Genomic DNA, 21,991 nt, shown 5'->3' on the forward strand with positions numbered 1-21,991 from the left:
CCAGATCCGCGACCATTCCGACCGCTTCACCGCCCGGGGCAGTTCCTCAAACTTACCAGATTCTTTCGGCCGATCAAATTCGCTTCCGTTCTCAGAACTGAAAGGAATTGCACCTGCCTGCCGAATTCGGCAACCACATCTCATTTCAGGGGGCACGAAGCTCACCCGGCCTTGCGATGTGGGTTTCAGCCCCGGCGCGGCCACCCTGCCGTTACCGGCTGGTGTCCGTCTGCCCGGCGGGCTGACCTGGAGAACATTACACACGATCCCGCCTGGACGCCACTTCGCCGGAAGTGGTCTGCGGCACATGGTGTTTTCGCAGGTCAAGACGTGTTTTGAACAGACCATGACGCAACGCCGGGCGGTGCTTGTGACGGGGGCCACCCCAACGGGTCGGAAGTACCCCTCCGGCGCACTCGGCCGACCGTGCGTTAGCCGGTCCCGCACCAACATTTTCCGCAGCCACGCCCCGCTCACCACTTGGCGGCCCGGGTACTACGTTCGACCCGTGACACCCGAGCCCACGGCGGCATCCCCGGCCGACAACGCGACATCCTCAGCACAGAACACGGCACAGAGCACGGCACCGGCCGCTGCGCCGAACACGACCGCGGCGCCCACCGGCGTCGTGCGCCGCGCGACCGTCGAGGACGCGGCCGAAGCCGCGTGGCTCGCGGCCCTCACCTTTCCCCTCGCGTGCCCGCCCCAGGCCTCGCGGTCCGAGATGGCCACGCACATCGCCGAGAAGCTGACGCCCGCGCAGTTCCGCGCGTGGGCCGCGAGCGACGAGCACGCGTTGCTCGTGTATGACGACGGCACCCAGCTGCTCGGCTACGCGCTCCTCGTCCTCGGTTCGCCCGCGGGTGCCGCGGAGGCCGACGCCGTCCGTGCCGCGAGCGGGCGCGACGCTCCGTACGTCGAGCTCTCCAAGATCTACGTGCAGCCGGACGCCCAGGGCGGCGGCGTCGCCGGCGACCTCATGCGGGCCGCGTCGGACACGGCGGCCGAGCTCGGGGCGGGCCTGCCGTTCTGGCTGGCGACGAACGAGCAGAACCTGCGCGCCCAGGCCTTCTACCGCAAGAGCGGCTTTGAGGTGGTCGGCAAGCGCACCTATGTCGTGGGCGGGCTGGCGCACGACGACGTGGTGCTGCTGCGCAACCGTTGACGTTCAGCCGGTCCCGCCACTGGGAAACCGAAGAGGGGGTGCGGCCGACGCCGGACGGCGTCGGCCACACCCCTCTCCCCTACCGGATCAGCAGCGCGCGGCGCGCAGCGACCGGATCTCGACGTACGACCGCTCGGCGTTGCCGAACGAGTCGACCGGGAAGCCCGGTGCGGCCACCGAGGCGGCGTTGTCCTGCTCCCAGATGCCGTGCCGTCGGCCCGAACCCGCGAGCGCCGACAGGAACTCGGTGTACGGCAGGTCGCCGGCCCCGAACTCCACGATGTCGTAGCCTCGCTCGCTCTCCGGGTTGGCGTCGCCGTCCTTGAGGTGCAGGAGCGGGTAGCGGTGCGGGTTGCGCTTGACGTAGTCCACCGGCTCGAAGCCCGGGTAGCGGTGCTGGCCCACGAACGCCCAGTAGACGTCCATCTCGAGGAACACCTTCCTCGGGTCGGTGTTGTCGTAGAAGACGTCGTAGAGCCGGACGTCCGGGTTGTCGGTGGCGAAGCTGAACTCGCCGTCGTGGTTGTGCTGGTAGAACTTCAGGCCGCGGGCGGACGCCGCCGCCCCGAAGCCGTTGAACTGCTCGGCGGCGGCGAGGTAGCCCGCGACCGTGCGGTTGTTCGTGGGCGCCTGCGCGGTGCCGATGTGCTCCATGCCGAGGATCTCGGCGATGTCGAGCTCGCGCTCCATGTTGTTGGCGAAGTCCGCGATGCCGCGGTGCGAGCCGACGGCGCGCAGGCCGTTGTCGTCCAGCAGCTGCCGGATCTCCTCGGGGGTGATCGCGCCGACCTGCCCCTGCGTGTACCCGGCGAACTCGACCTCTGCGTACCCCATGTCGGCGAGCCGCTCGAACACGGTGCGGAAGCCGAGCGAGGAGACCTTGTCCCTGATCGAGTACAGCTGGATGCCGATCTGGCCGGCGGGCACGAGCACCCGGCCCCGGCCGGCGGTCGCCGCTCCGGTCGCCGTCGTGGGGGCGAGGGTCGCGGCGGCAGCGCTGCCCGCGAGACCGGCACCGGCCAGCGACGCCGCGCCCACGGCCACGGTGCCGCCGGCCAGCCTCAGGAAGTTTCTGCGGTTGACGTCAGTGCGTGATTCCATCACTGCTCTCCTTCGGTCTGAGCGGCCCCGGTCGGGCCGGTCGAGTTCTGTGTCGCCGCGGGCGACGTTCCGACGCCTTCGCCGACCATCGTCACGGCGTCGACGTCCAGCGAACCGGTGGCTGTGACGTAGAGCGTTCCGGTGCTCTCCCGGGCGCGGAACGCCAGGTCGACGTCCTGCCAGGTGCGGCCGGACACCTTGGCCGTGGCGAACGGCTTGGTGGTCGGCGAGCCCCAGCGGAGCTGGAGCGCGCCCTTGCCGCGCACGGTCGCGGTGGCGCTGTCGATGCCGGACAGGCTCACGCGCTCGAGAGCGAGCGAGTCCTTCTTGCCCAGGCCGGCCACATAGGCGCCGGCCGACGCCGCCTCGTCCTGGACCACCTCGACACCCTTGAGGGTCGCGTGCTCCGCCTGCTGCAGCTTCGGGTTCAGGCGCAGCGTCGCCTCGCCGGCGGCAGGCGGCAGTCCGTTGGCTCCGTTGTCGGTGTACGTGATGACGACGGCGCCGTACAGGTCCGCGTCCGCTCCGTGCTCCGGCGAGTTCGGGTCGGTCGGCAGGACGCCGGTGCAGCCCGTGCCCGAGACCTCGGGGTGGGCGTGCTCGTCATGACCGAGCCCGTAGGACCACGCGACCCGGCTGCAGACCGTCTCGGTGCCGTCCTCGGCGTCCTGCGTGCTCACCTGGAACGGCACGCCGTCGCCCCAGTCGAAGAACCCGCCGTCCGCCGGGAGGTCGACCGTGACCTCGGGTGCCTCGTTACCGACGCTGATCTGCTGCGAGGTCAGCGAGAACTTGGTGCGCGCGTCGGTCACCCGGAGGCGAGCCGTGTACAGGTCGAGGTCGCTGTAGGTGTGGGTGGCCTGGACACCGCTGGCGTCGAACGTGCCGTCGCCGTCGAAGTCCCACTCGTACGTCAGCGCGTCGCCGTCGGGGTCGCTCGAGGAGGACGCGTCGAACGCGACCTCCACCGGTGCGGACGACGACGAGGAGGGTGTAGCCGTGAACCGCGCCTGGGGTGCCTTGTTCCCCTCGGCGTAGTCGATGCGGTACAGCCCGGAGTCCGGGTTCTGCCGGAAGAAGCCGTCGCCGTACTCCAGCACGTACAGCGAGCCGTCCGGGCCGAACTCGAGGTCGATCGGGTTGTCGTTGCGGAACATCCCGGCCGCCTCCAGCGCAGTGTTCGGGAAGAAGTCCTCGATCTCGCCCACCTCGAACGTGGACCAGTCCACGCTGAACGCCGCGTAGTAGTCCTGCGAGAACTCGCCGAAGAACGCCTTCCCGTCCCAGACCTCGGGGAACTTGCCCGGTGCGGTCCCGGCCGCGTCGTAGTGGTAGACCGGGCCGCCCATCGGCCCCTGTCCCGTGCCGGAGCCGAAGTTCACGAGCTCGTCGCGCGGCTGCTGACCTGGCTGGTCGCCGTAGTAGAGGGTCGCGGCCCGGGCCGGCGGGAGGTCGGTCAGGCCGGTGTTCCAGCGGGAGTTGTTCTGCGGCGCGGCGCAGTCGAAGAACTCGCGCGGCGTGGCGGTCTCGAAGTTCCACTCGTTGTAGGCCGCGTTCGGACCGTGACAGTACGGCCACCCCGAGTTGTGCGGGTCGTCGAGCCCCACGGCGTTCCACTCCACGTAGCCCATCGGCCCGCGGTCCGGATTGGCCGCGGAGGCGTCGGGCCCGTAGTCGGCCCACGTCAGCGAGCTGGTCTCGGGATCCACCTCGATGCGGAACGGGTTGCGCACGCCCATCACGAAGATCTCGGGCCGCGTGCCCTCCGTACCGGGGGCGAACAGGTTGCCGGCGGGGATGTCGTAGGTACTGCCCTCGCCCGGCGGCGCACCGGCCGGGATGTCGTCGCGCACGTCGATCCGCAGGATCTTGCCCCGCAGGTCGTTGGTGTTCCCCGCGCCGCGACGTGCGTCGAAGCCCGGGTTCATGTTCGGGGCGTCGTTGTTCGGGGCGTATCCGTTGGCGCCAGGCGTGCTGGCCGGGGTGTTGTCACCGGTCGACAGGTAGAGGTTGCCCTCGGCGTCGAAGTCGATGTCCGCGCCGACGTGACAGCACTGGCCGCGCTGCACCTCGACGTCGAGGATCGGCTGCTCGGAGGCGGGGTCGAGCGCGTCGCCCGTCCAGGTGAACTTCGACAGGCGGTTCACGCCCACCCAGCGGTCCCAGTAGCTCTCGTCCTCGCCCCCGGGCAGCGAGTTGGGCGCGTTGCCCGACGGCGTGTCCGCGGTGCCGTCGCCGTCCGCGTCGCGGGGCGCGTAGACGAGGTAGACCTCGTTGCTCTCCTCGAAGTCCGGCGCCAGGGCGATGCCCTGCAGGCCGTCCTCGGAGTTGGCGTACACGTCCAGGGTGTTGACCACCCTGGTGACGCCGGTGGCCGGGTCGGTCAGGCGCACGTCGCCGTTGCGCGCCGTGTGCAGCACCCGCCGGTCGGGCAGGACCGCCATGTCGATGGGCTCACCGACGTCCTTGGTGAGCAGGATCTTCTCGTAGTTGTTCCAGTCGGTGTCGGCCGCGGCCTCGACGTCCTGGGTGTCGTGGCTCGGGTGGCCCGGATGGGCGGACGCCGTCGGCGTGGCCAGGAGGGCCGTACCGACCAGCGCGGTCGCGGCGAGCGCCGCGAACGTCTTCTTTTGCCGCGCGCGGGTGCGCTCATGGATATTCTTCATACGTGATGCAGCTCCTCGTCGAGTTCGTCACGCCGGCCGGGTCTCGTCCGCATCCCATTCGTTCGGGGCCCGGTCCTCATGCGCTCCGGCGTCGCGCTGCTACGCCGGGTGGTGCCTGTTCGTGCGGGGTCGTACCTCCCTGTCGGGTCGAGCGGGTCAGCGGGTCGAGAAGGCGGCGTCGAACGCCGAGTCCGGCGCGTCGAACGCGTGGGAGCGCACGAACTCGAGCGCCTCCGGTGCGCCGACGAGGCGGTCCATGCCGGCGTCCTCCCACTCCACGGAGATCGGACCGTCGTAGCCGATCGTGTTGAGCATCCGGAACGCGTCCTCCCACGGGACGTCGCCGTGCCCGGTCGACACGAAGTCCCAGCCGCGGCGGGGGTCCGCCCAGGGCAGGTGCGAGCCCATGCGGCCGTTGCGGCCGTTCGTCATGCGCTTCTTCGTGTCCTTGCAGTCCACGTGGTAGATCCGGTCCTTGAAGTCCCAGAGGAAGCTGACCGGGTCCAGGTCCTGCCACACCATGTGGCTCGGGTCCCAGTTCAGGCCGAACGCCTCGCGGTGGCCGATCGCCTCGAGGGTGCGGACGGTAGTCCAGTAGTCGTAGGCGATCTCGCTCGGGTGCACCTCATGCGCGAACTTGACGCCGACCTCGTCGAACACGTCGAGGATCGGGTTCCAGCGGTCGGCGAAGTCCTGGTAGCCGGCCTCGATCGCGGCGTCGGAGACCGGCGGGAACATCGCCACGTACTTCCAGATCGCGGAGCCGGTGAACCCGATGACCGTCTTCACCCCGAGCTTCGCGGCGAGGCGTGCGGTGTTCTTCATCTCCTCGGCGGCGCGCTGGCGTACGCCCTCGGGGTCGCCATCACCCCACACCCGGTCCGAGACGATGTCGCGGTGCCGCTGGTCGATCGGGTCGTCGCAGACGGCCTGGCCCTTGAGGTGGTTCGAGATCGCCCACACCTTCAGGCCGTGCCGCTCCAGCAGCTCCAGGCGCCCGGCGACGTACTCGTCGTCGTCCCAGCGCCACGGGTCGAGGTGGTCACCCCAGCAGGCCAGCTCGAGTCCGTCGTAGCCCCACTTCGAGGCGAGGCTCGCCACCTCCTCCAGCGGCAGATCGGCCCACTGGCCGGTGAACAGGGTGATCGGTCGTGTCATCTTTCTTCCTCCTGTGCGTGACGATCCGGCGGCGCCGGTCGTACCCCTCGGTCTTCGGTCAGGTCGTCCGCCTCCGCAGCACGACGACGACCGCCACCCCTCCGGCGGCGACCAGCGCCCCCAGCGCCCAGCCGAACCAGCCCGGCAGACCACCGGCCGACGGCGACCCGTCGCCGGCCGACGCCGCGGCGTCGGCCGCCTCCGCGGCGACCTCCTCGGCCACGGGACCGGACGACCCGGACGCCGCGGGTTCGGACGGCGGCGCGGCCGGTGGCGCGACATCGACCTCGACCTCGACTGCTGCCTGCCGAGGCTCCTTCACCCGCGCGGTCAACGTCCAGTGCCCCTCGTCGAGCACAGCGGGCTCCGAGCGGTACCAGCCGACTCCTTCCGACGCGGAGACGAGGGTGACGGGGCCGACTTCCTCGCCGGCGTCGGAGACCCCCCGCACGACCACGACGGCCGACTCCTCGACCGGGTGCCCGTCAGCCGCCCAGGTCAGCGCCGCGGAGACACCTCCGGCACCGTCGGTGCCGAGCTCGATGTCGATCTTGCCGCCGTGTGCCGCGGCCGGAGCCGTGGCGGCAGGCCCGACAGCGAGTCCGAGCGCCAGCAGGAGCGCCGCGCCAAAGCGTGTGAACCGTTCCATCTCCGTTCCTCTCCGACTCACAGGGGGCCCGGGGTCACCAGTCCTGCCGCTGACCTCGGGCCACGGGGCGACGGGGCGTGCACCGGCGGCCGGTGTACGCCCCAGGCCTCTCAGTCGTCGCACCTCTCCTCGACGGTCACGATGACGTATGCCTTGCCGGACGGGCTGAGCACCCAGTCCCCGGCCGCCGTCAGCTCGGCGCCCTTGGCCGGCGTGGCGATCACGCGGTAGTCACCTGGGGCGAGGTTCGCCAGGTGACGGGGCTTGCCGTCCGCCTCGCCGTCGACCCAGTTGTGCACGACATAGCTGCGCACCCCGGGAAGAACGACCGGAACGATCGACCCACCGTCGTCACACGTCGCGGCCGTCACCACGACGTCAGGGGTGTTCGGGTCGGGGCACTCGGGCTGCCCGAGCGTCACGAAGAGCACGGCGATGCCGTTGTCTCGGACCCGCCAGTCCCCCTCGGCGACGAGGACGTACCCCTCGGCAGGCCGGGCCGCGACCCGGTACCTCCCGGGAGCCATGTCGTCCAGGTCGTCGACGACGTCACCGGCGGCGCCGTCGACCCACTCCCGCACGACGTAGGACCGCACGCCCTCGACCTCGGCGGTGACCAGCGCACCGCCGGTGACGACCTCGGCTCCCGACCGGTCGTAGTGGCAGGTCGGCTGGACGATCTCGACCGCCGGCGTCGCCTCGCTGACCTCAGGCTCCGCGATGGTGAACGTGAGAGTCTCGCCGACGACCGTCTCGCCGTCCGCCGATGCTCGCACCTGGACGGTGTGAGCGCCGGACGCCGAGATCTCCACCGGTGCGGTGTACTCGGTCCAGCCGCCGTCGTCGACGTTGACCTCCCGGTACACCGAGGCACCGTCCGGTCCGCCCGTGGTCTCCACGGTGACCGTCACCAGCCCGAGCCACTGCCCGTCCGGACCGTCCGGTTCAGCGGGCGACAGCGTGCCGGTCACCTCGAGCGGCTCGGCCGCGTCCGCCACCCGGAAGTAGTCGAACGACGCCGTGGCGACCGACTGCTGAGGGCCGCCGAGTGCGAACAGACCCACTCGGGCGTCCTGCAGACCCTCGTGTGTCACCGGCTCGGCGAGGGCGGTCCATTCCTCACCGTCCGCGCTGTACTCACCGGTGAAGGTGGACCCGGCCTTCGACAGTCGCAGGTGCCACACGCGCGACGTGAGGTTGTTCGCGCCGGGCTGCGGATTCTGCACCACGGCATCGACCTCGCTACGCAGCTCGATGCGCTGTGTGACGGCGCTGCCCGGAGCGTTGTCGGTCACGAGGTCGAGCTTGACGTAGTTGTCGTCGTCCCCGTACGCGATGAGACCGCCCTGCTGGTACTGCTGGTCGAAGGCCGACCCGTCCACCAGGGTCTCGACGGTCCAGTCGTCGTCCGGCAGGTCCTGCACGACGAGGTTCGGCGTGCCGGTGTTGTTGCCGGTGTAGATGTCCGTGGCCGTCGTGTCGATCTCCAGCGCGCCACCGGTCACCCGGTAGCCCGTCGGGTCTTCGCGCACGATGTCCCAGCGGCAGGCGTCGAGGGCGTCCCCGTCGAACTCGTCCGCGGGCCCGGGGGCTGCGGCCGTGTCGTCCGGGGTGATGTGGAACCAGTCGAACTGAGCGTCCACGACGTCCGCGGCCGAACCGGTGCCGGCGAGCGACACGAGCCCGATCTGCGGATCGGCGATGCCGGCGAGCGCCTTGGTCTGCGGCATTGCCGTGAAGCTGACGCCGTCCGCCGAGTACGACGCCGTCAGGTCCTCGCCGTCGCTGCTGGCCAGGCGTACGTAGACGGTGTCCGGGTAGTCCGCCCCGAGCGCCGCGGTGTTGGAGTCGCCCACCTCGTTCGGTGCGCCGGCCTCCTCGCGGATGTACTGGAAGATGCGCGTGGCCGGGTCGGCGGGTGCCGAACGACCCTGGAGCACCATCTTCGCGTAGTTGTCCGCGTCGCCGTAGACCAGCAGACCGGCCTGCTGGTACTGGGCGTGGGCCGGGATGGTCACCTTGGCCGTCGCGGTGAACGGACCGTCCGGCAGGTCCTGCAGGACGACGTTCGGCACGGCCGTGTTGTTCGTCCCGTAGAAGTCCGTGGCGGTCGCCGGGATCGTGAGGAGACCGTCGGCGACCCGCAGGTCCTGGTTCCGTTCGAGCACCGTCCAGCGGTCCGGGTCGAGCTCCTCACCGAGGAAGTCGTCCGACCGGCCCGACAGGCAGAGCTGTGGCTCCGGGACGATCCCGGTGACCTCGACCATGACGTACTCGACGGCGTACGCGCCGCGCTCGTCGGTGACGCGCACCTGGAGCCGGTAGGTGCCCGGCTCGTCGTAGGTGTGCTCGAAGGACGACGTGCCGTCGACGAACCCGTCACCGAGCCCGGCGTCCCAGGCGTAGGTCAGGTCGCCCGTTCCGTCGGGGTCGGTGGCCTCAGCGGTGGCGGTCACGGTCAGCGGGGCGTCGCCCGAGACCGGGTCGACCGTCAGCTCGACCTCCGGTCGTTCGTTGTCGGCGACCCCGCGGCCGTCGATCTCCATCCAGTTGACGTTGATCCCGCCCGAGAGCAGGACGAAGTGCAGCGAACCCGAGCCGGAGGGCACGTTGGTCAGCGCGGTGCCGACGTCGACGTACTGCTGCCAGCCGGCGGTGCTCGGCACGGTGATCCGGCCGATCTCCGGGCCGTCCGGGGCGTCCCAGCGCACCGAGACCTCCCCGCCGCCGGCGCCCGAGGCGGCGCGCAGCGAGATCGCGTCGACGCCGTCCAGGCTCAGCGGCTCGTGGGCCCAGTAGTCACCGGGTTCGATGAACCCGATGTTCTGGCCGCCACCGGCGGTGTCGCCCGTCTGCTCGATCTGGACGCCCGGGTCACCGGTGCCGTCACCGATGCCGTCGGCGCGGCCCGTGCCGGTGAAGAACTCCGACTGGATCAGCTTGGGCTGCAGCACCTGCAGGTCGTTCCGGGTCAGGGGTTCGCCTGCCGCGCCGCCGTCGTCGGTGTAGAACGCCTCGACCACCCAGAAGATGTTCGAGTCGATGCCGTGGCCCTCGTCGCGGGCGGTGTCGAAGACGCCCGAACAGCCGGTCAGCTCACCGAACGGGTGGGAGTGCCCCGCGTGCCCGAGCCGGGTGAACAGCGTGACGTTGTCGCAGTTCACCTCGCCGTCGGGATCGTCGACAGCGACCTCGTAACGCACCTGGTCGCCCCACTCGAAGAAGCCGCCGTCGTCCGGGAACGTGATCGTCACCTCGGGAGCGATGTTGCCGACGACGATCGTCACGTTCGCCACGCCGGTCAGCCCGTCCGCATCGGTGGCGACGAGCTGGGCCGTGTAGCGACCGTTCTCGGTGTACGTGTGGGTCGGGTTCGCCTCGGTGCTCGGCGCCGAACCGTCGCCGAAGGTCCACTGCAGCGTGAGTGGTTCCCCGGCCGGATGGCGGGTGCCCTCCGAGGAGAACTGCACGGTCAGCGGCGCCAGGCCGTCGGTAACGTCGGCGGACGCCCGGGTAATGGGTGCCGGATCGCCCTCGACGTAGTTGACCTTGTACACGCCCGAGCTGTCGTTGTTGCCGCCGAAGCCGGAACCCCAGTCGACGACGTACAGCGCGCCGTCAGGCCCGAAGTCGAAGTCCATCGGCCGGTCGAACCCGGCCTCCGGGTCGAAGATCTGCGGCAGGACCCGGTTGATGTCCACGAGGTCGTCGCGCTGCTCGCCGGCGAGCTGGAACGAGTACATCCGCCCCTGGTTCCACTCCCCGAACAGCGCCTTGCCGTCCCAGTAGGCCGGCCACTTGACGTCGGACTCCAGCTCCGGGTCGTAGGAGTACACCGGGCCGCCCATCGGTGCGCCGCCGCCGCCGATCTCGGGGAACAGCGGGTTGGTGCCGTACCCGTACCAGACCTCCGCCTCGACGGCGGCGGGCAGCTGCGTGATGCCGGTGTTGTTCGGCGAGTCGTTCACCGGACCTCCGGCGCAGTCGAACGCCGCACCCGACTGCCCCGTGGCGAAGTCGTAGTCGCGGTAGGCGTTGTTCGCCCCCGTGCAGTACGGCCAGCCGTAGAAGCCGGGCTCGCTCACGACGTTCCACTCGACCGTGCCGGCAGGCCCGCGCGTCTCGCTGGCCGATCCGGCGTCCGGTCCGTAGTCGGCCACGAGCACGTTCCCGTTCGCGGGATCGACGCCGATCCGGAACGGGTTGCGGAAGCCCATCGCATAGATCTCGGGCAGGGTGTCCGCCGCACCCGGCGCGAACATGTTCCCCTCGGGGATCGTGTACGAGCCGTCGTCCTGCGGCGTGATCCGCAGCACCTTGCCGCGCAGGTCGTTGCTGTTGGCCGACGTGCGCTGCGAGTCGTAGTTGGCCCGTCCGGCCCGCTCGTCCAGCGGCGCGTAGCCCTGGGAGTCGAACGGGTTCGTGTTGTCGCCGGTCGCCACGTAGAGGTTGCCGTCGGGATCGAAGACCATGTCACCGCCCGCGTGGCAGCACGTCTGGCGCTGCGTCGGGATGATCAGCACGGTCTCCTCCGTGGCCGCGTCGATCGTGCCGGAGGCGGCGTCGTAGTCGAAGCGCGAGACCCGGTTGTGCGGGCCGTCGTCGCCCACGTCCTGCGGGGACCAGAACAGGTAGATCCATCCGTTGGACGCGAAGTCCGGGTCGAGCACGACGCCGGTCAGCCCGTCCTCGTTGGACTGGGTGACTTCCAGCGTCATCGCGGTGCTCGTGGTGTTCGACTCCGGGTCGATCACCTGGACGCGGCCGTCGCGCTCGACGTAGAAGACGGTCCCGTCGGGGGCGACGTCCAGCATCATCGGGTTCGCGGTGTCCTCGTCGAGCGGCACCATCTCGTAGCTGTCGCTCTGGGTCGCGGCGCAGTCGGAGCCGACGACCCCGGCCGCGGTCTGCAGCCCGCCCAGCAGGTGGTCGAGGAACTCCGGCTCCGCGTACGAGGCGTCGGTGTGCCCACCGCCGGTGTACCAGGACCGGCCCCCGTCGTACTCCTGGCACCAGGCGATCGGGTGCTCCGCGCCCATCGCGCCCGTGCCGGCGGAGTAGCTGGACTCGTCCAGGGACGCGAGGACATGCACCTCGTCGCGCGGGTTCGTGCGGAAGTTGTACCACTCGTCGTGGCGGTCCCAGCGGTCCGGCAGGTGCGCCGTCGAGGCGTGGTCGTGGTCCTCGACCTTGATCGTGGCGTCCTGGTTCTGCGGGTGGGAGTTGAAGTAGGCCCCCACCAGCTCGCCGTACCAGGGCCAGTCGTACTCGGTGTCGGACGCCGCGTGGATGCCCGCGTAGCCGCCGCCACCCTGGATGTACCGCTCGAACGCCGCCTGCTGGCCGGCGTCGAGCACGTCGCCGGTCGTGGACAGGAAGACGACCACCTCGTAGTCGGCGAGGCCCTCGTCGGAGAAGACGCTCGCGTCCTCGGTGGCCGTGACCGTGAAGTCGTTCGCCGCGCCGAGCTGGGTGATCGCCTCGATGCCGACGGGGATCGAGCCGTGCCGGAAGCCGGCCGTCTTCGAGAAGACGAGGGCGTCGAAGGGTTCGGCCGCCACCGCACCGGGCGCGGCGGCCAGTTCGGCCGGCGCACCCTGGGCGGCGGCGAGTGGTTCGGCGGCCGCCGACAGGGCGGCCGGGATACCGATGGCGGTCACGGCTGCTGCCGCGACCACCGACCGCAGCAGGCGGCGGGTTCCTTGCACGTTTCTCACCTGGAGCTCCTCATTGAGTCGGGTCAGACAGTGCCTTTCGCTGACCTGAACCTGCGGTTCCCGTCAGTAGTGCCGTGCGGTACTCAAGGAAGTCCCCCCGCGGACCTGAGCCTGCGGCTCAGATCAGGGACACCCACCCCCCTCCGGCCGCCGCGCTGCGCTCCACGGCGTCCAGCACCCGCTGGACCCCCAGGCCGTCGCGGAAGGACGGCGTCGGCTGCCGCCCGGCGGCCAGGTCGCCGACCAGGTCGACGATCTGGTGCGTGAACGCGTGCTCGTAGCCGAGGCCGTGCCCCGGCGGCCACCAGTGGCCGCCGTACGGGTGGTCCGGCTCGGTCACGACGATCCGGCGGAAGCCCGCCGTCGTCGCATCGTCCGACGCGTCGAAGAAGTGCAGGAGGTTCATGTCCTCGAAGTCGAAGGCCAGCGAGCCCTTCGAGCCGTTGACCTCCAGCCGGATCGCGTTCTTCCGGCCCCACGCGAACCGTGTCGCCTCGAAGCTCGCCAGCCCGCCGCCGGACAGCCGCCCCAGGAACACCGCGGCGTCGTCCACCGTGACCTTGCCCATGCGGCTGGTGTCGGCCACACCCGAAAGACTCCCCGACGACGCCGCCTCCGGCCGCTCGTGCACGAAGGTCTCGAGCAGGCCGCTCACCCCGGTGAGCGACTCGCCCGTGACGTACTGCGCGAGGTCCACGACGTGCGCGCCGATGTCGCCCAGCGCGCCCGAGCCGGCCTTCTGCTTGTCGAGCCGCCAGGACATCGGCGCCTCCGGATCGGCGATCCAGTCCTGCAGGTACTGCGCGCGCACGTGCCGCACCTGCCCGATCCGGCCCTCCCCGACCAGCTGCCGGGCGAGAGCGATCGCGGGCACGCGACGGTAGGTGAAACCCACCATCGCGCGCACGCCCCGCTCCGCCGCGGCGTCGGCGGCGGCGACCATCGTCTCCGCCTCCGCCACGCTGTTGGCCAGCGGCTTCTCGCACAGCACATGCTTGCCCGCCTCCAGGGCGGCCACCGCGATCTCGGCGTGCGTGTCGCCCGGCGTGCAGACGTCGACCAGCCCGATGTCGTCCCGCGCCAGCAGGTCCCGCCAGCCGACCACGGCCTCGTCCCAGCCCAGCCGGTCGGCCGCCGCACGGACCGCGGCCTCGTCCCGGCCAGCCACCGCGCGCATGCGCGGCGCGAGCGCCAGGTCGAAGAACCGCGGCGCCGTGCGCCAGGCCTGCGAGTGTGCCGCTCCCATGAACGCGTAGCCGACCATGCCGACCCCGAGCTCGTTCTCAACGCTGCTCATACCGCGCCTCCCCCCACTGTCGTGTCACCGCCGTGTTGCACGCCCCACGGGCGTCGTCCCGATACGTCACGCGTCAGGACTCGAAGCCGATGGGCAGGAACTCCTCGACGTTGTCCGCCGTGACGACGGGCGCGTAGAGCTGCACGGTGCGCGGGACGCCGATCGACGCGAGGTCGCTCACCGTCTTGTTCTGGGCGATCAGGCGGGCAAGCTTGACGCCGTCGGCGGCCTGCGTGGAGGGGTAGATGACCGTCGCCTGGACGACGCTGTCGCCGGACTGGATCTCTTCCATCATGTTGATCGAGCCTGCACCGCCGACCATGAAGAACTCGTCGCGGCCGGCGTTCTCGATCGCGGCCAGCACGCCGACGCCCTGGTCGTCGTCGTGGTTCCAGATGGCGTCGATCTGCGGCTCGGCGGACAGCAGGTTCGCCGTCTGCTCCTCGCCGGACTCGACGGTGAACTCGGCGGCGACGCGCGCGTCGACGTCCAGGCCACAGTCGTCGAGGGCGTCCTTGAAGCCTTCGCTGCGGTCCTGCGTCAGCGGCAGGGAGTCGATGCCGGCAATCTCGGCGACGACGGCGTCCGGGTTGTCGCCGAGCTGCTCGCAGATGTAGGTGCCGGCGCTCACGCCCATGCCGTAGTTGTCGCCCAGCACCGTGGAACGGGCGGCGAACGGGCTGCTGAACTCGCGGTCGACGTTGATGACCGGGATACCGGCCTCCATGGCCTCGAGCGCCACGTCGGTGAGCGCTGCGCCGTCGAACGGCAGGAGCACTATCGCGTCGACGCCCTGGTCGATGAAGCCCTCGATCTGGCTGATCTGCACATTCACGTCGTTGGTGCCCTCGGCGACCTGGAGGGTGACGTCCTCGTACTTCTCGGCCTCGGCCCGGGCCGCGCTGGTGATGGCGCCCATCCAGCCGTGGTCGGCGGCGGGGGCCGAGAACCCGATGACGACCTCGTCGCCGGGCTCGTCGTTCTCCGTCGTGGTGACCGGGCCGGTGGCAGTCTCCTCGGTCTCCCGGGGCTCGTTGCTGGTGCAGCCGGCGACGACAAGGGCGGCGCAGGCCGCGGCGATGAAGGCGCCGGAGACCCGGCGCGTGCGAAACACTGTGGACGAGGTCATCGTGATCTCCCTTGATCCGGGGTGGTTCTTCTGGGTTGGCTGGTTCACGTCGTCTGTTGAGCTCATGTGCTGGTCGTCCTCTCGCGCGAGGCGAACCACTGCTGCAGCAGCACGGCGCCGACGATGATCGCGCCCTTGGCGATCGCCTGGACCGAGCTGTCGAGGTTGTTGAGGACGAAGACGTTGGTGAGCGTCGAGAAGATCAGGACGCCCAGCACGGTGCCGGTGATGGTGCCGCGCCCACCGGCCAGCAAGGTGCCGCCGACCACGACCGCCGCGATGACGTCCAGCTCCAGCAGCGTCCCGTGCGTCGAGGAGCCGGCCGTGGTGCGGGCCAGGAGGATGACGGCACCGATCCCCGCGGTCAGCCCGGTGAGCCCGTACAGGTACAGGGTGTGCCGCTTGATCTTGATGCCCGCCAGGCGCGACGCCTCCGCGTTTCCGCCGACGGCGACCGTCCGGCGCCCGAACGTGGTGCGGTTGAGCAGGAACCAGCCGGCGGCGGCGACCACGACGACGATCCACACGATCATCGGCACGCCGAGCGGCCGGGCCTGCAAGACGTCGAAGAACGGCTCCACGAAGACGATCTGGGTCCGCCGGCCCGCGATGATCTCCGCGAGCCCTCGGGCCGCCGCCAGCATCGCCAGCGTCGCCATGAACGCTGGCATCTTGCCGTAGGCGACCAGCAGGCCGTTGATCAGGCCTGCCACCAAGCCGACGATCAGCGCGGTCACCGGGATGACCCACCACCCGTAGTCCTCGGCCATGTACTGGGTCGATCGCGTGGAGGCCCAGACCGAGGCCAGCCCGACCACGGCACCGACCGACAGGTCGATGCCGCCGGAGGTGATGACGAACGTCATGCCGATGCTCACCACACCGGTCACCGCCGCGAGGCTCAGGACCGTGATGAGGTTGCCGGTGCTCCAGAACCGCTCGCCGCCGGTCGCCACGCCGACGACCACGAGCAGGACGAGGGCGAGCACGAGGCCACCCATCCGCAGGGCCGGGCCCCTGAGGGCCGATTGTCCGCTCACGCGACACTTCCTTCCATGACCAGGTCGAGCACGGCGTGCTCGTCGATTTCTTCGGCCGGGCCCTCGTGGACCGCCCGGCCGTCCGAGATGACCAGCACCCGGTCCGCCATACCGAGCACCTCGGGGATCTCGCTGGAGACCACGAGCACGGCGGTGCCGTTGTCGGCCAGGCGGCGGATCAGTCCGTAGATCTCGGAGCGCGCGCCCACGTCGACGCCGCGGGTGGGCTCGTCGAGCAGGAGGACGCGGCAGCCGTGCACGAGCCAGCGGGCGAGCAGCGCCTTCTGCTGGTTGCCGCCGGAGAGCGTGCGCGCGTCACGGTCCACCGAGGCAGGCCGCAGGTCGAGGGCCTCGACCTGCTCGCGGGCTGCGGCGCGCTCGGCCCGCTCATCGAGGAGTCCGCCGCGTGCCATGCGCGCGAAGGTGGACAGGGTGATGTTGCGGTAGACGGGCTCGTCGAGGAGCAGGCCCTGGCTCTTGCGCTCCTCGGGGGCCAGGCCGATGCCTGCGGCCACGGCGCCGTCCACCCCGGAGCGCACGCGCTTGCCGCCCACCCGCACGCTGCCCGACGTCGACCGCCGGGCCCCGTAGATCGTCTCCAGGATCTCGGAGCGGCCCGAGCCCACCAGGCCGGCCAGGCCGACGATCTCGCCGGCGCGAACCGTGAGGGAGATGTCCTGGAAGACGTCGCCGAGCCCGAGACCCTCGACCTCCAGGACGGGCGCGGCGGCCTCGGGGACGCCGGAGCGCTCCGGGAACGCGTACTCGACGGTCCGGCCGGTCATGAGCTTGATCAGCTCCCTGGTCGGTGTGTCCGCGACGGGCAGGCCCGTCGCCACCGTACGGCCGTCCTTGAGCACGGTGATCCGGTCGCCGAGCTGCCGGATCTCCTCGAGCCGATGCGAGATGTAGACGACGGCGACGCCGTCGGCCGTGAGCTCGCGCACGATGCGGTGGAGGTTGCCGACCTCCTCGGAGTCCAGCACGGCGGACGGCTCGTCCATGATGACGACGCGCGCATCGCGCGACAGTGCCCGGGCCAGCGAGACGATCTGCTTGCCCGCGGCCGGCATCGAGCCCACCTCGCGGTGCGGGGAGATCTCCTTGTGGCCGAGTCGGTCGAGGATCTGCCGGGTGTTCCGGGCGGCGTCGGACCGGCGGGTGACGCCGCCGGTCGCGAGCTCGTGCCCGAGGTAGATGTTCTCGGCGACGGTCAGGCCGTCCACGACGTCCAGCTCCTGGTAGATCGTGGCGATGCCGAGCTTCAGCGCCGCGACCGGGTCCGAGATGGTCACCGGTTCCTCGTCGAGCAGCACCTCGCCCGCCGTCGGCTGGTGTGCACCGGCCAGGATCTTGATCAGGGTGGACTTGCCCGCCCCGTTCTGGCCCAGCAGGCAGTGCACCTCGCCGGGCCGGACCTCGAGGTCCACGCCGTCGAGCGCCCGCGCGCCGGGAAATTGCTTCACAATTCCACGCATCCGCAGCAGCGGCTGCTCCGCCCGCTGCTCTGCCCTGTCGGGGTCCACGTCGACCATGTATCGAACGTAGAGGGACTTCTGGCGACGGTCAAGCAAAAGTCGCGACTTCGTTGGCCATGATTGACTAGAGTCATGGTGGAAGTGGCAAGGGAACTGGTACAGCAGGCGCCGAAGGTCTCTGGAGCGGGGGACATGTTCCAGCTCTTGCGCGACGGGCGGCCCCGGACCCGTGCCGACCTGGCGGCCGTCACGGGGCAGGCGCGGTCGACGGTCGCGGCGCGCATCGACCTGCTCATGGCAGCGGGGCTCATCGCCCCGGCGGGCGAGGCGACGTCGACCGGCGGGCGTCCGCCTGCGACCTTCGCGTTCGCGCCGTCCGCGCGGGTGGTGCTGGGCGTGGACCTCGGCGCGACGCACGCGAGGTTCGCCCTGACCGACCTCGCCTCCACCGTGCTGGCGCAGCGCGAGCTGCCACTGCTGATCACCGACGGGCCGGACTCGGTGCTCGACCGCGTCGCCGAGACGGGCGCCGAACTGCTGCGCGAGGCCGGCCGGTCCTCCGGCGAGCTCGCGGGGGTCGGCGTCGGCCTGCCCGGGCCCGTGGAGCACGCCACCGGCAAGCCGAACAACCCGCCGATCATGCCCGGCTGGGACAACGCCGACGTGCCGGCCATCCTCGGCGCGCGGTTCGACGCGCCGGTGCTCGTGGACAACGACGTCAACATCATGGCGCTCGGTGAGCACCGCGCCGCCTGGCCCGAGATCGCGGACCTGCTGTTCGTCAAGGTCGCCACCGGTATCGGCGCGGGCATCATCGCCGACGGCGCACTCCGGCGCGGCGCCCAGGGCTCGGCGGGCGACATCGGGCACGTCGCGGTGCCCGGTGTCACCGACGTCGTGTGCCGCTGCGGCAACATCGGCTGCCTGGAGGCCATAGCGAGCGGCCTGGCGGTCGCCAACAAGCTGGAGGGCGCCACGACGCCTGCCGACGTCGTGGCCATGGTGCGGTCCGGCGACATCGCCGCGAGCCAGGCGGTACGCCAGGCGGGCCGGGAGATCGGCGCCGTGCTCGCGACGAGCGTCAGCCTGCTCAACCCGTCGATGATCGTGATCGGCGGCATCCTGGCCGACGCCGGGGAGCACATCGTGGCCGGCATCCGCGAGGTGGTCTACCAGCGCTCCCTGCCGCTGGCGACGCAGCACCTGCGCATCGTCACTGCCCGGACGGGCGCGCAGGCCGGCGTGCTGGGCGCGAGCGCCATGGCGGTGGACCAGGCCCTCTCCTCGGAAGCGGTAGACCGCCTGGTCGGCTAACCTCCGATGCTCCCTCCGCCGAGGTAGAACCCTGGCGAGGTAGAACCCCAGCAATGCTGCGGTTCTACCTCGCCAGGGTTCTACTTCGGCGGGTCGGTCAGCCCAGGTTCTTGACCCGGACGTCGCGGTAGTAGATGGTCTCGCCTCCCCCGTGGTTCTGGAGGCCCACGTACCCCTGAGCGAGGTCACGCGCGGGATCGGTGCTGACGAAGTCGTTCACCAGGACCCCGTTGAGCAGCACCTTGATGGTCTGCCCCACCACGCGGATCTCGTAGGAGTTCCACGAGCCCACCGGGTTGAGCGCCTGCTCCACGGCCTCCGGGTCAGCGCCCTGGAAGGTGTAGATCGAACCCGTGGTGCGGTCCGGCTCGTCGCTGCCGTCGACCTGGATCTCGTAGCCCTGGTTGACGGCGACCCACGGGTCGTTGCCCGGGTCCGGGAAGCCGACGAAGATGCCGCCGTTGTCGTCCTTCACGAGCTTCCAGTCCAGCTTGAGGCTGTACTCGCCCAGCTCCTGACCGGTGTACCAGAGCAGGCCCATTCCGCCGGTGCTGCGGATCGAGCAGTCGGCCTGCCGGCCGAACGATCCGGCGCCCGCCAGGCGCCACTCGTCGAGGGACGCCAGGGTGCCGTCGAACAGGGCCTGGTAGCCGCGCTCGTACCGCTGGGGCGTGCAGAGGTCCGGGCTCCCCGTGCCGACCTTGAGGACGTCGAGGTTGACGTTCCCGTCGTCCTCCTCGTCGTAGCGCAGCGTGATCGTGTTGGTGCCCTTGCGCAGCGGCAGGTCCCGCGTCGCGGTCGCCCAGGTCTTCCAGTCACCGGTGGACTCCAGCGCCCACGGCTCGACCTCCTGGCCGTTGACGAGCACCGACACCGTCTTGGTGCCCTCATGAGGGTTGGGCCCGTTCGAGTAGCGCAGGCTCACCGGCTGGGTGCCCCCGCGGCGGACGGTGGCGGTGAACGTCGCGGAGGCGCCCACCTCGGTGAACCCGGCGGTGAACCCTGCGCCGGAGTACCCGCTGTGCTCGGTGGCGACGTTCGCGGAACCGCGCAGCGTGGCCTCCTCCGCCTCGAGGTACCCGCGCTCGGCCGGAGCCGGGTAGTCGGGGATCGCGTTGAGCGTGTACCAGGCCTCGGTGTTCCACAGCTCCCGGCCCTCGACGTCCGCGAACGGGCGCGGGCTGCGCAGGTGCACCACGCGTCCCGGCTCGAACCCGTCCACCATGAGGGTCACCTTCGTGCGGTCCCGGGACACCTTCGCGCCCGCGACGAACAGCGGCCGCTCGTCGACCTTCGGCCCGCCGTAGGTACGCGTGGGCACGTAGCGCCAGTGGTCCATCCGGAACGCGGCGTTCGGGTCCTCGGCGATCTTCGCCACCGTCTCCTCCGACAGCGGCTGCGTGTACTCGACCTCGAAGCCCTTGCTGGTGACCCGCATCTCGGTCATGTCGAAGGCGTCGTCACCGTTCGGCGCGAGCTTCTGCAGGCCGTAACGCAGCTTGCCCGGCTCGCTCCAGTTGCCGCCCTCGCCGATGCCGCCGACGTACAGGGCGCCGTCGGGCCCGACGACCGTGCGGTTGACGCCGGCCTCCAGGCCGGCCGAGTGCCGGAACACCGCGCCCTGGTACTCGCCGTCGACCTTCTCGAGGAAGCCGCGCTGCAGGCCGCCGTAGGTGACGTCGCCGAACACCAGCTGGCCCGCGTACGGGCCCTCCTCCAGCTGCACCGGGGCGCTCGGCGAGTTGCCGATCTCGTTCTGCGGCACCCAGAGGGCCGGGGCGGAGACGGGCTGGTCGTCGTACGGCCCGGCCGGGTTGGTGAAGTGGTTGAAGAACTTGCCCTCCTCGACGTGCACCAGCTTGGAGCTGGGCAGCCAGGCGCCCTGGTTGTCCATCACGAACAGCTCGCCGTCGGGGCCCTCGACCATGCCGTTCGGGGTGCGCAGGCCGCCGGCCACGTACTCGACCGCACCGGTCTCGCGGTCGACCCGGATGGATGTGCCGCGGTTCTCGGCCGGCTGCGGGTCGGTGGTGGCGCCGCCGTTGTTGATGGCGACCGACAGGTTGACGTAGAAGTAGTCCTCGTCGTGCAGCAGGCCGAACGCGAACTCGTGGAAGTTGCCGCCGAAGGGCCACTCGGCCACCGTGCGGTGGTCGTCGTAGAAGCCGTCGCCGTCGGGGTCGGTGAGCTCGGTGAGCTTGTCGCGCTCGGACACGTAGATCGAGTCCTCGATCACCGCGATGCCCAGCGGGTTGAACAGGTCGGTGGCGACCTTCTCGACCGTCACCTGGTCCTTCGAGGTCTCACCGGTCACGTTGTCCAGCAGGAAGACCTCGCCGGGCTCCGGGTCCTCGACCCAGCCGCCGGGGCTCACCGAGCCGGACGTAAGCACCGCGAGGCGGTCGTCCTCGGTCCAGTCGAGGCCGGCGACCATGGGCTCGAAGCCCTCGGGGCGCAGGTCGGTGAGCGTGTAGCCCGGATACACGGAGTCGAGGCGCATGCCGTCGCCCGCGGATTCGTCCTGGCCCTCGCAGTACTTGGTGCCCGGGGCCGTCACGCGCACGACGCCGGCCTCGGTGCTCAGGACGCTCTCGGGGACGACGACGAAGTCGGCGGCGCCCGGCGGACGCCACTCGAGCCGCAGCACGTTGTCGCCCCCGTTCTCGAAGTACTCGACGCGCAGGTCGTGGACGCCGGTCGTGAGGGCTACCGTGCCCTCCTTGGGCTCGGCCCCGTGTAGCCCGTCGTGGTCGATGACGATGCTGTCGTCGATCACCAGGCGCGAGCCGTCGTCGCTGGTGAGCCGGAACTCGTAGTTGCCGTCAGCCGGAACGGTCAGGTTGGCCAGGGCGTGGGCGATGAAGCGCTCGCTCATCCCGAAGTCCGCGTCCGTCGAGTAGTCGATGGTCGGAGCGAGCCGGTCGACGTTGGGCGTCTGGCCCGAGCGGAGCGTGCAGAGCTCGCTCAGGTCGCGCGCCAGGTCGTAGGTCCTCAGGGTGACGCCCGGTTCCTGTGGCGGCAGATCGTCTGCCGCCGCCACGGCGGGGACCGTCCCTGCCAGCATCACCGCTGTCAGTGCTACCGCAGTCGCGCCCGCGACTGCCTGTCTCGTGCGGGTCTTGGTTCCACGTTGACGCATGAGCCCTCCTCGGTCGGCGTTGACCTTGCGGCTAGAACCTACGAGGACTTCTGTCGGCCGTCAACCAAAAGTTGTAAACTAATCACCGTTATGCGCGAACGGTGTTGTCGCCGGGCGGTCGAAGCGGCTCGCCGTTCG

12 protein-coding genes are annotated in these 21,991 nt (G+C 70.5%); 2 read left to right on the top strand and 10 right to left on the bottom strand.

The genetic code is table 11. The features are described 5' to 3' along the window. Positions 1-508: 508 nt before the first annotated feature. Positions 509-1,165: a GNAT family N-acetyltransferase gene (locus tag EW117_RS24220; protein WP_242504510.1), complete on the top strand. Its 657-nt coding sequence runs from the start codon at positions 509-511 to the stop codon at positions 1,163-1,165. Positions 1,166-1,252: 87 nt separating this feature from the next. On the opposite strand, the gene EW117_RS24225 is transcribed toward EW117_RS24220, so the two are convergent. The 9 genes from EW117_RS24225 to EW117_RS24265 form a co-directional block, all read right to left on the bottom strand. Then, the gene (locus tag EW117_RS24225; protein ID WP_129789305.1) at positions 1,253-2,266 is read right to left on the bottom strand and encodes a sugar phosphate isomerase/epimerase family protein; all 1,014 of its coding nucleotides are present in this window, start codon (positions 2,264-2,266) and stop codon (positions 1,253-1,255) included. Continuing rightward, a complete protein-coding gene (locus tag EW117_RS24230) occupies positions 2,266-4,932 on the bottom strand; it encodes a PQQ-dependent sugar dehydrogenase (RefSeq protein ID WP_129789306.1) in 2,667 nt (888 codons plus the stop codon). Before EW117_RS24230 ends, EW117_RS24225 begins: the two co-directional genes overlap by 1 nt. A gap of 156 nt (positions 4,933-5,088) precedes the next feature. Beyond that, positions 5,089-6,090, bottom strand: a complete 1,002-nt coding sequence (locus EW117_RS24235; protein ID WP_129789307.1) for a sugar phosphate isomerase/epimerase family protein — start codon at positions 6,088-6,090, stop codon at positions 5,089-5,091. 58 nt (positions 6,091-6,148) lie between these two features. Further along, positions 6,149-6,739, bottom strand: coding sequence for a hypothetical protein (locus tag EW117_RS24240; RefSeq protein WP_129789308.1), 591 nt, complete (start codon positions 6,737-6,739; stop codon positions 6,149-6,151). Positions 6,740-6,849: 110 nt separating this feature from the next. Next, positions 6,850-12,456 (bottom strand): ThuA domain-containing protein, encoded by a 5,607-nt coding sequence (locus EW117_RS24245; protein WP_242504511.1) that lies wholly within the window; start codon positions 12,454-12,456, stop codon positions 6,850-6,852. A 118-nt stretch (positions 12,457-12,574) separates the two neighbouring features. After that, a complete protein-coding gene (locus tag EW117_RS24250) occupies positions 12,575-13,753 on the bottom strand; it encodes a Gfo/Idh/MocA family protein (RefSeq protein ID WP_242504512.1) in 1,179 nt (392 codons plus the stop codon). A gap of 73 nt (positions 13,754-13,826) precedes the next feature. Next, positions 13,827-14,882, bottom strand: coding sequence for a substrate-binding domain-containing protein (locus EW117_RS24255; protein WP_129789309.1), 1,056 nt, complete (start codon positions 14,880-14,882; stop codon positions 13,827-13,829). A 62-nt stretch (positions 14,883-14,944) separates the two neighbouring features. After that, a complete protein-coding gene (locus EW117_RS24260) occupies positions 14,945-15,883 on the bottom strand; it encodes an ABC transporter permease (protein WP_129789357.1) in 939 nt (312 codons plus the stop codon). Between the two features lie 35 nt (positions 15,884-15,918). Beyond that, a complete protein-coding gene (locus tag EW117_RS24265) occupies positions 15,919-17,457 on the bottom strand; it encodes a sugar ABC transporter ATP-binding protein (RefSeq protein WP_129789310.1) in 1,539 nt (512 codons plus the stop codon). 135 nt (positions 17,458-17,592) lie between these two features. Here EW117_RS24265 and EW117_RS24270 point away from each other — a divergent pair, with 135 nt between their 5' ends. Beyond that, entirely contained in the window at positions 17,593-18,714 is a 1,122-nt protein-coding gene (locus EW117_RS24270; protein ID WP_129789311.1) for an ROK family protein, read from the top strand. 97 nt (positions 18,715-18,811) lie between these two features. Here EW117_RS24270 and EW117_RS24275 read toward each other — a convergent pair whose 3' ends face one another. After that, positions 18,812-21,853, bottom strand: a complete 3,042-nt coding sequence (locus EW117_RS24275; RefSeq protein WP_129789312.1) for a 3-keto-alpha-glucoside-1,2-lyase-like domain-containing protein — start codon at positions 21,851-21,853, stop codon at positions 18,812-18,814. Positions 21,854-21,991 lie beyond the last annotated feature (138 nt).

This window comes from Promicromonospora panici (assembly GCF_900608595.1).
GTDB classification, from domain to species: Bacteria; Actinomycetota; Actinomycetes; order Actinomycetales; family Cellulomonadaceae; genus Promicromonospora; species Promicromonospora panici.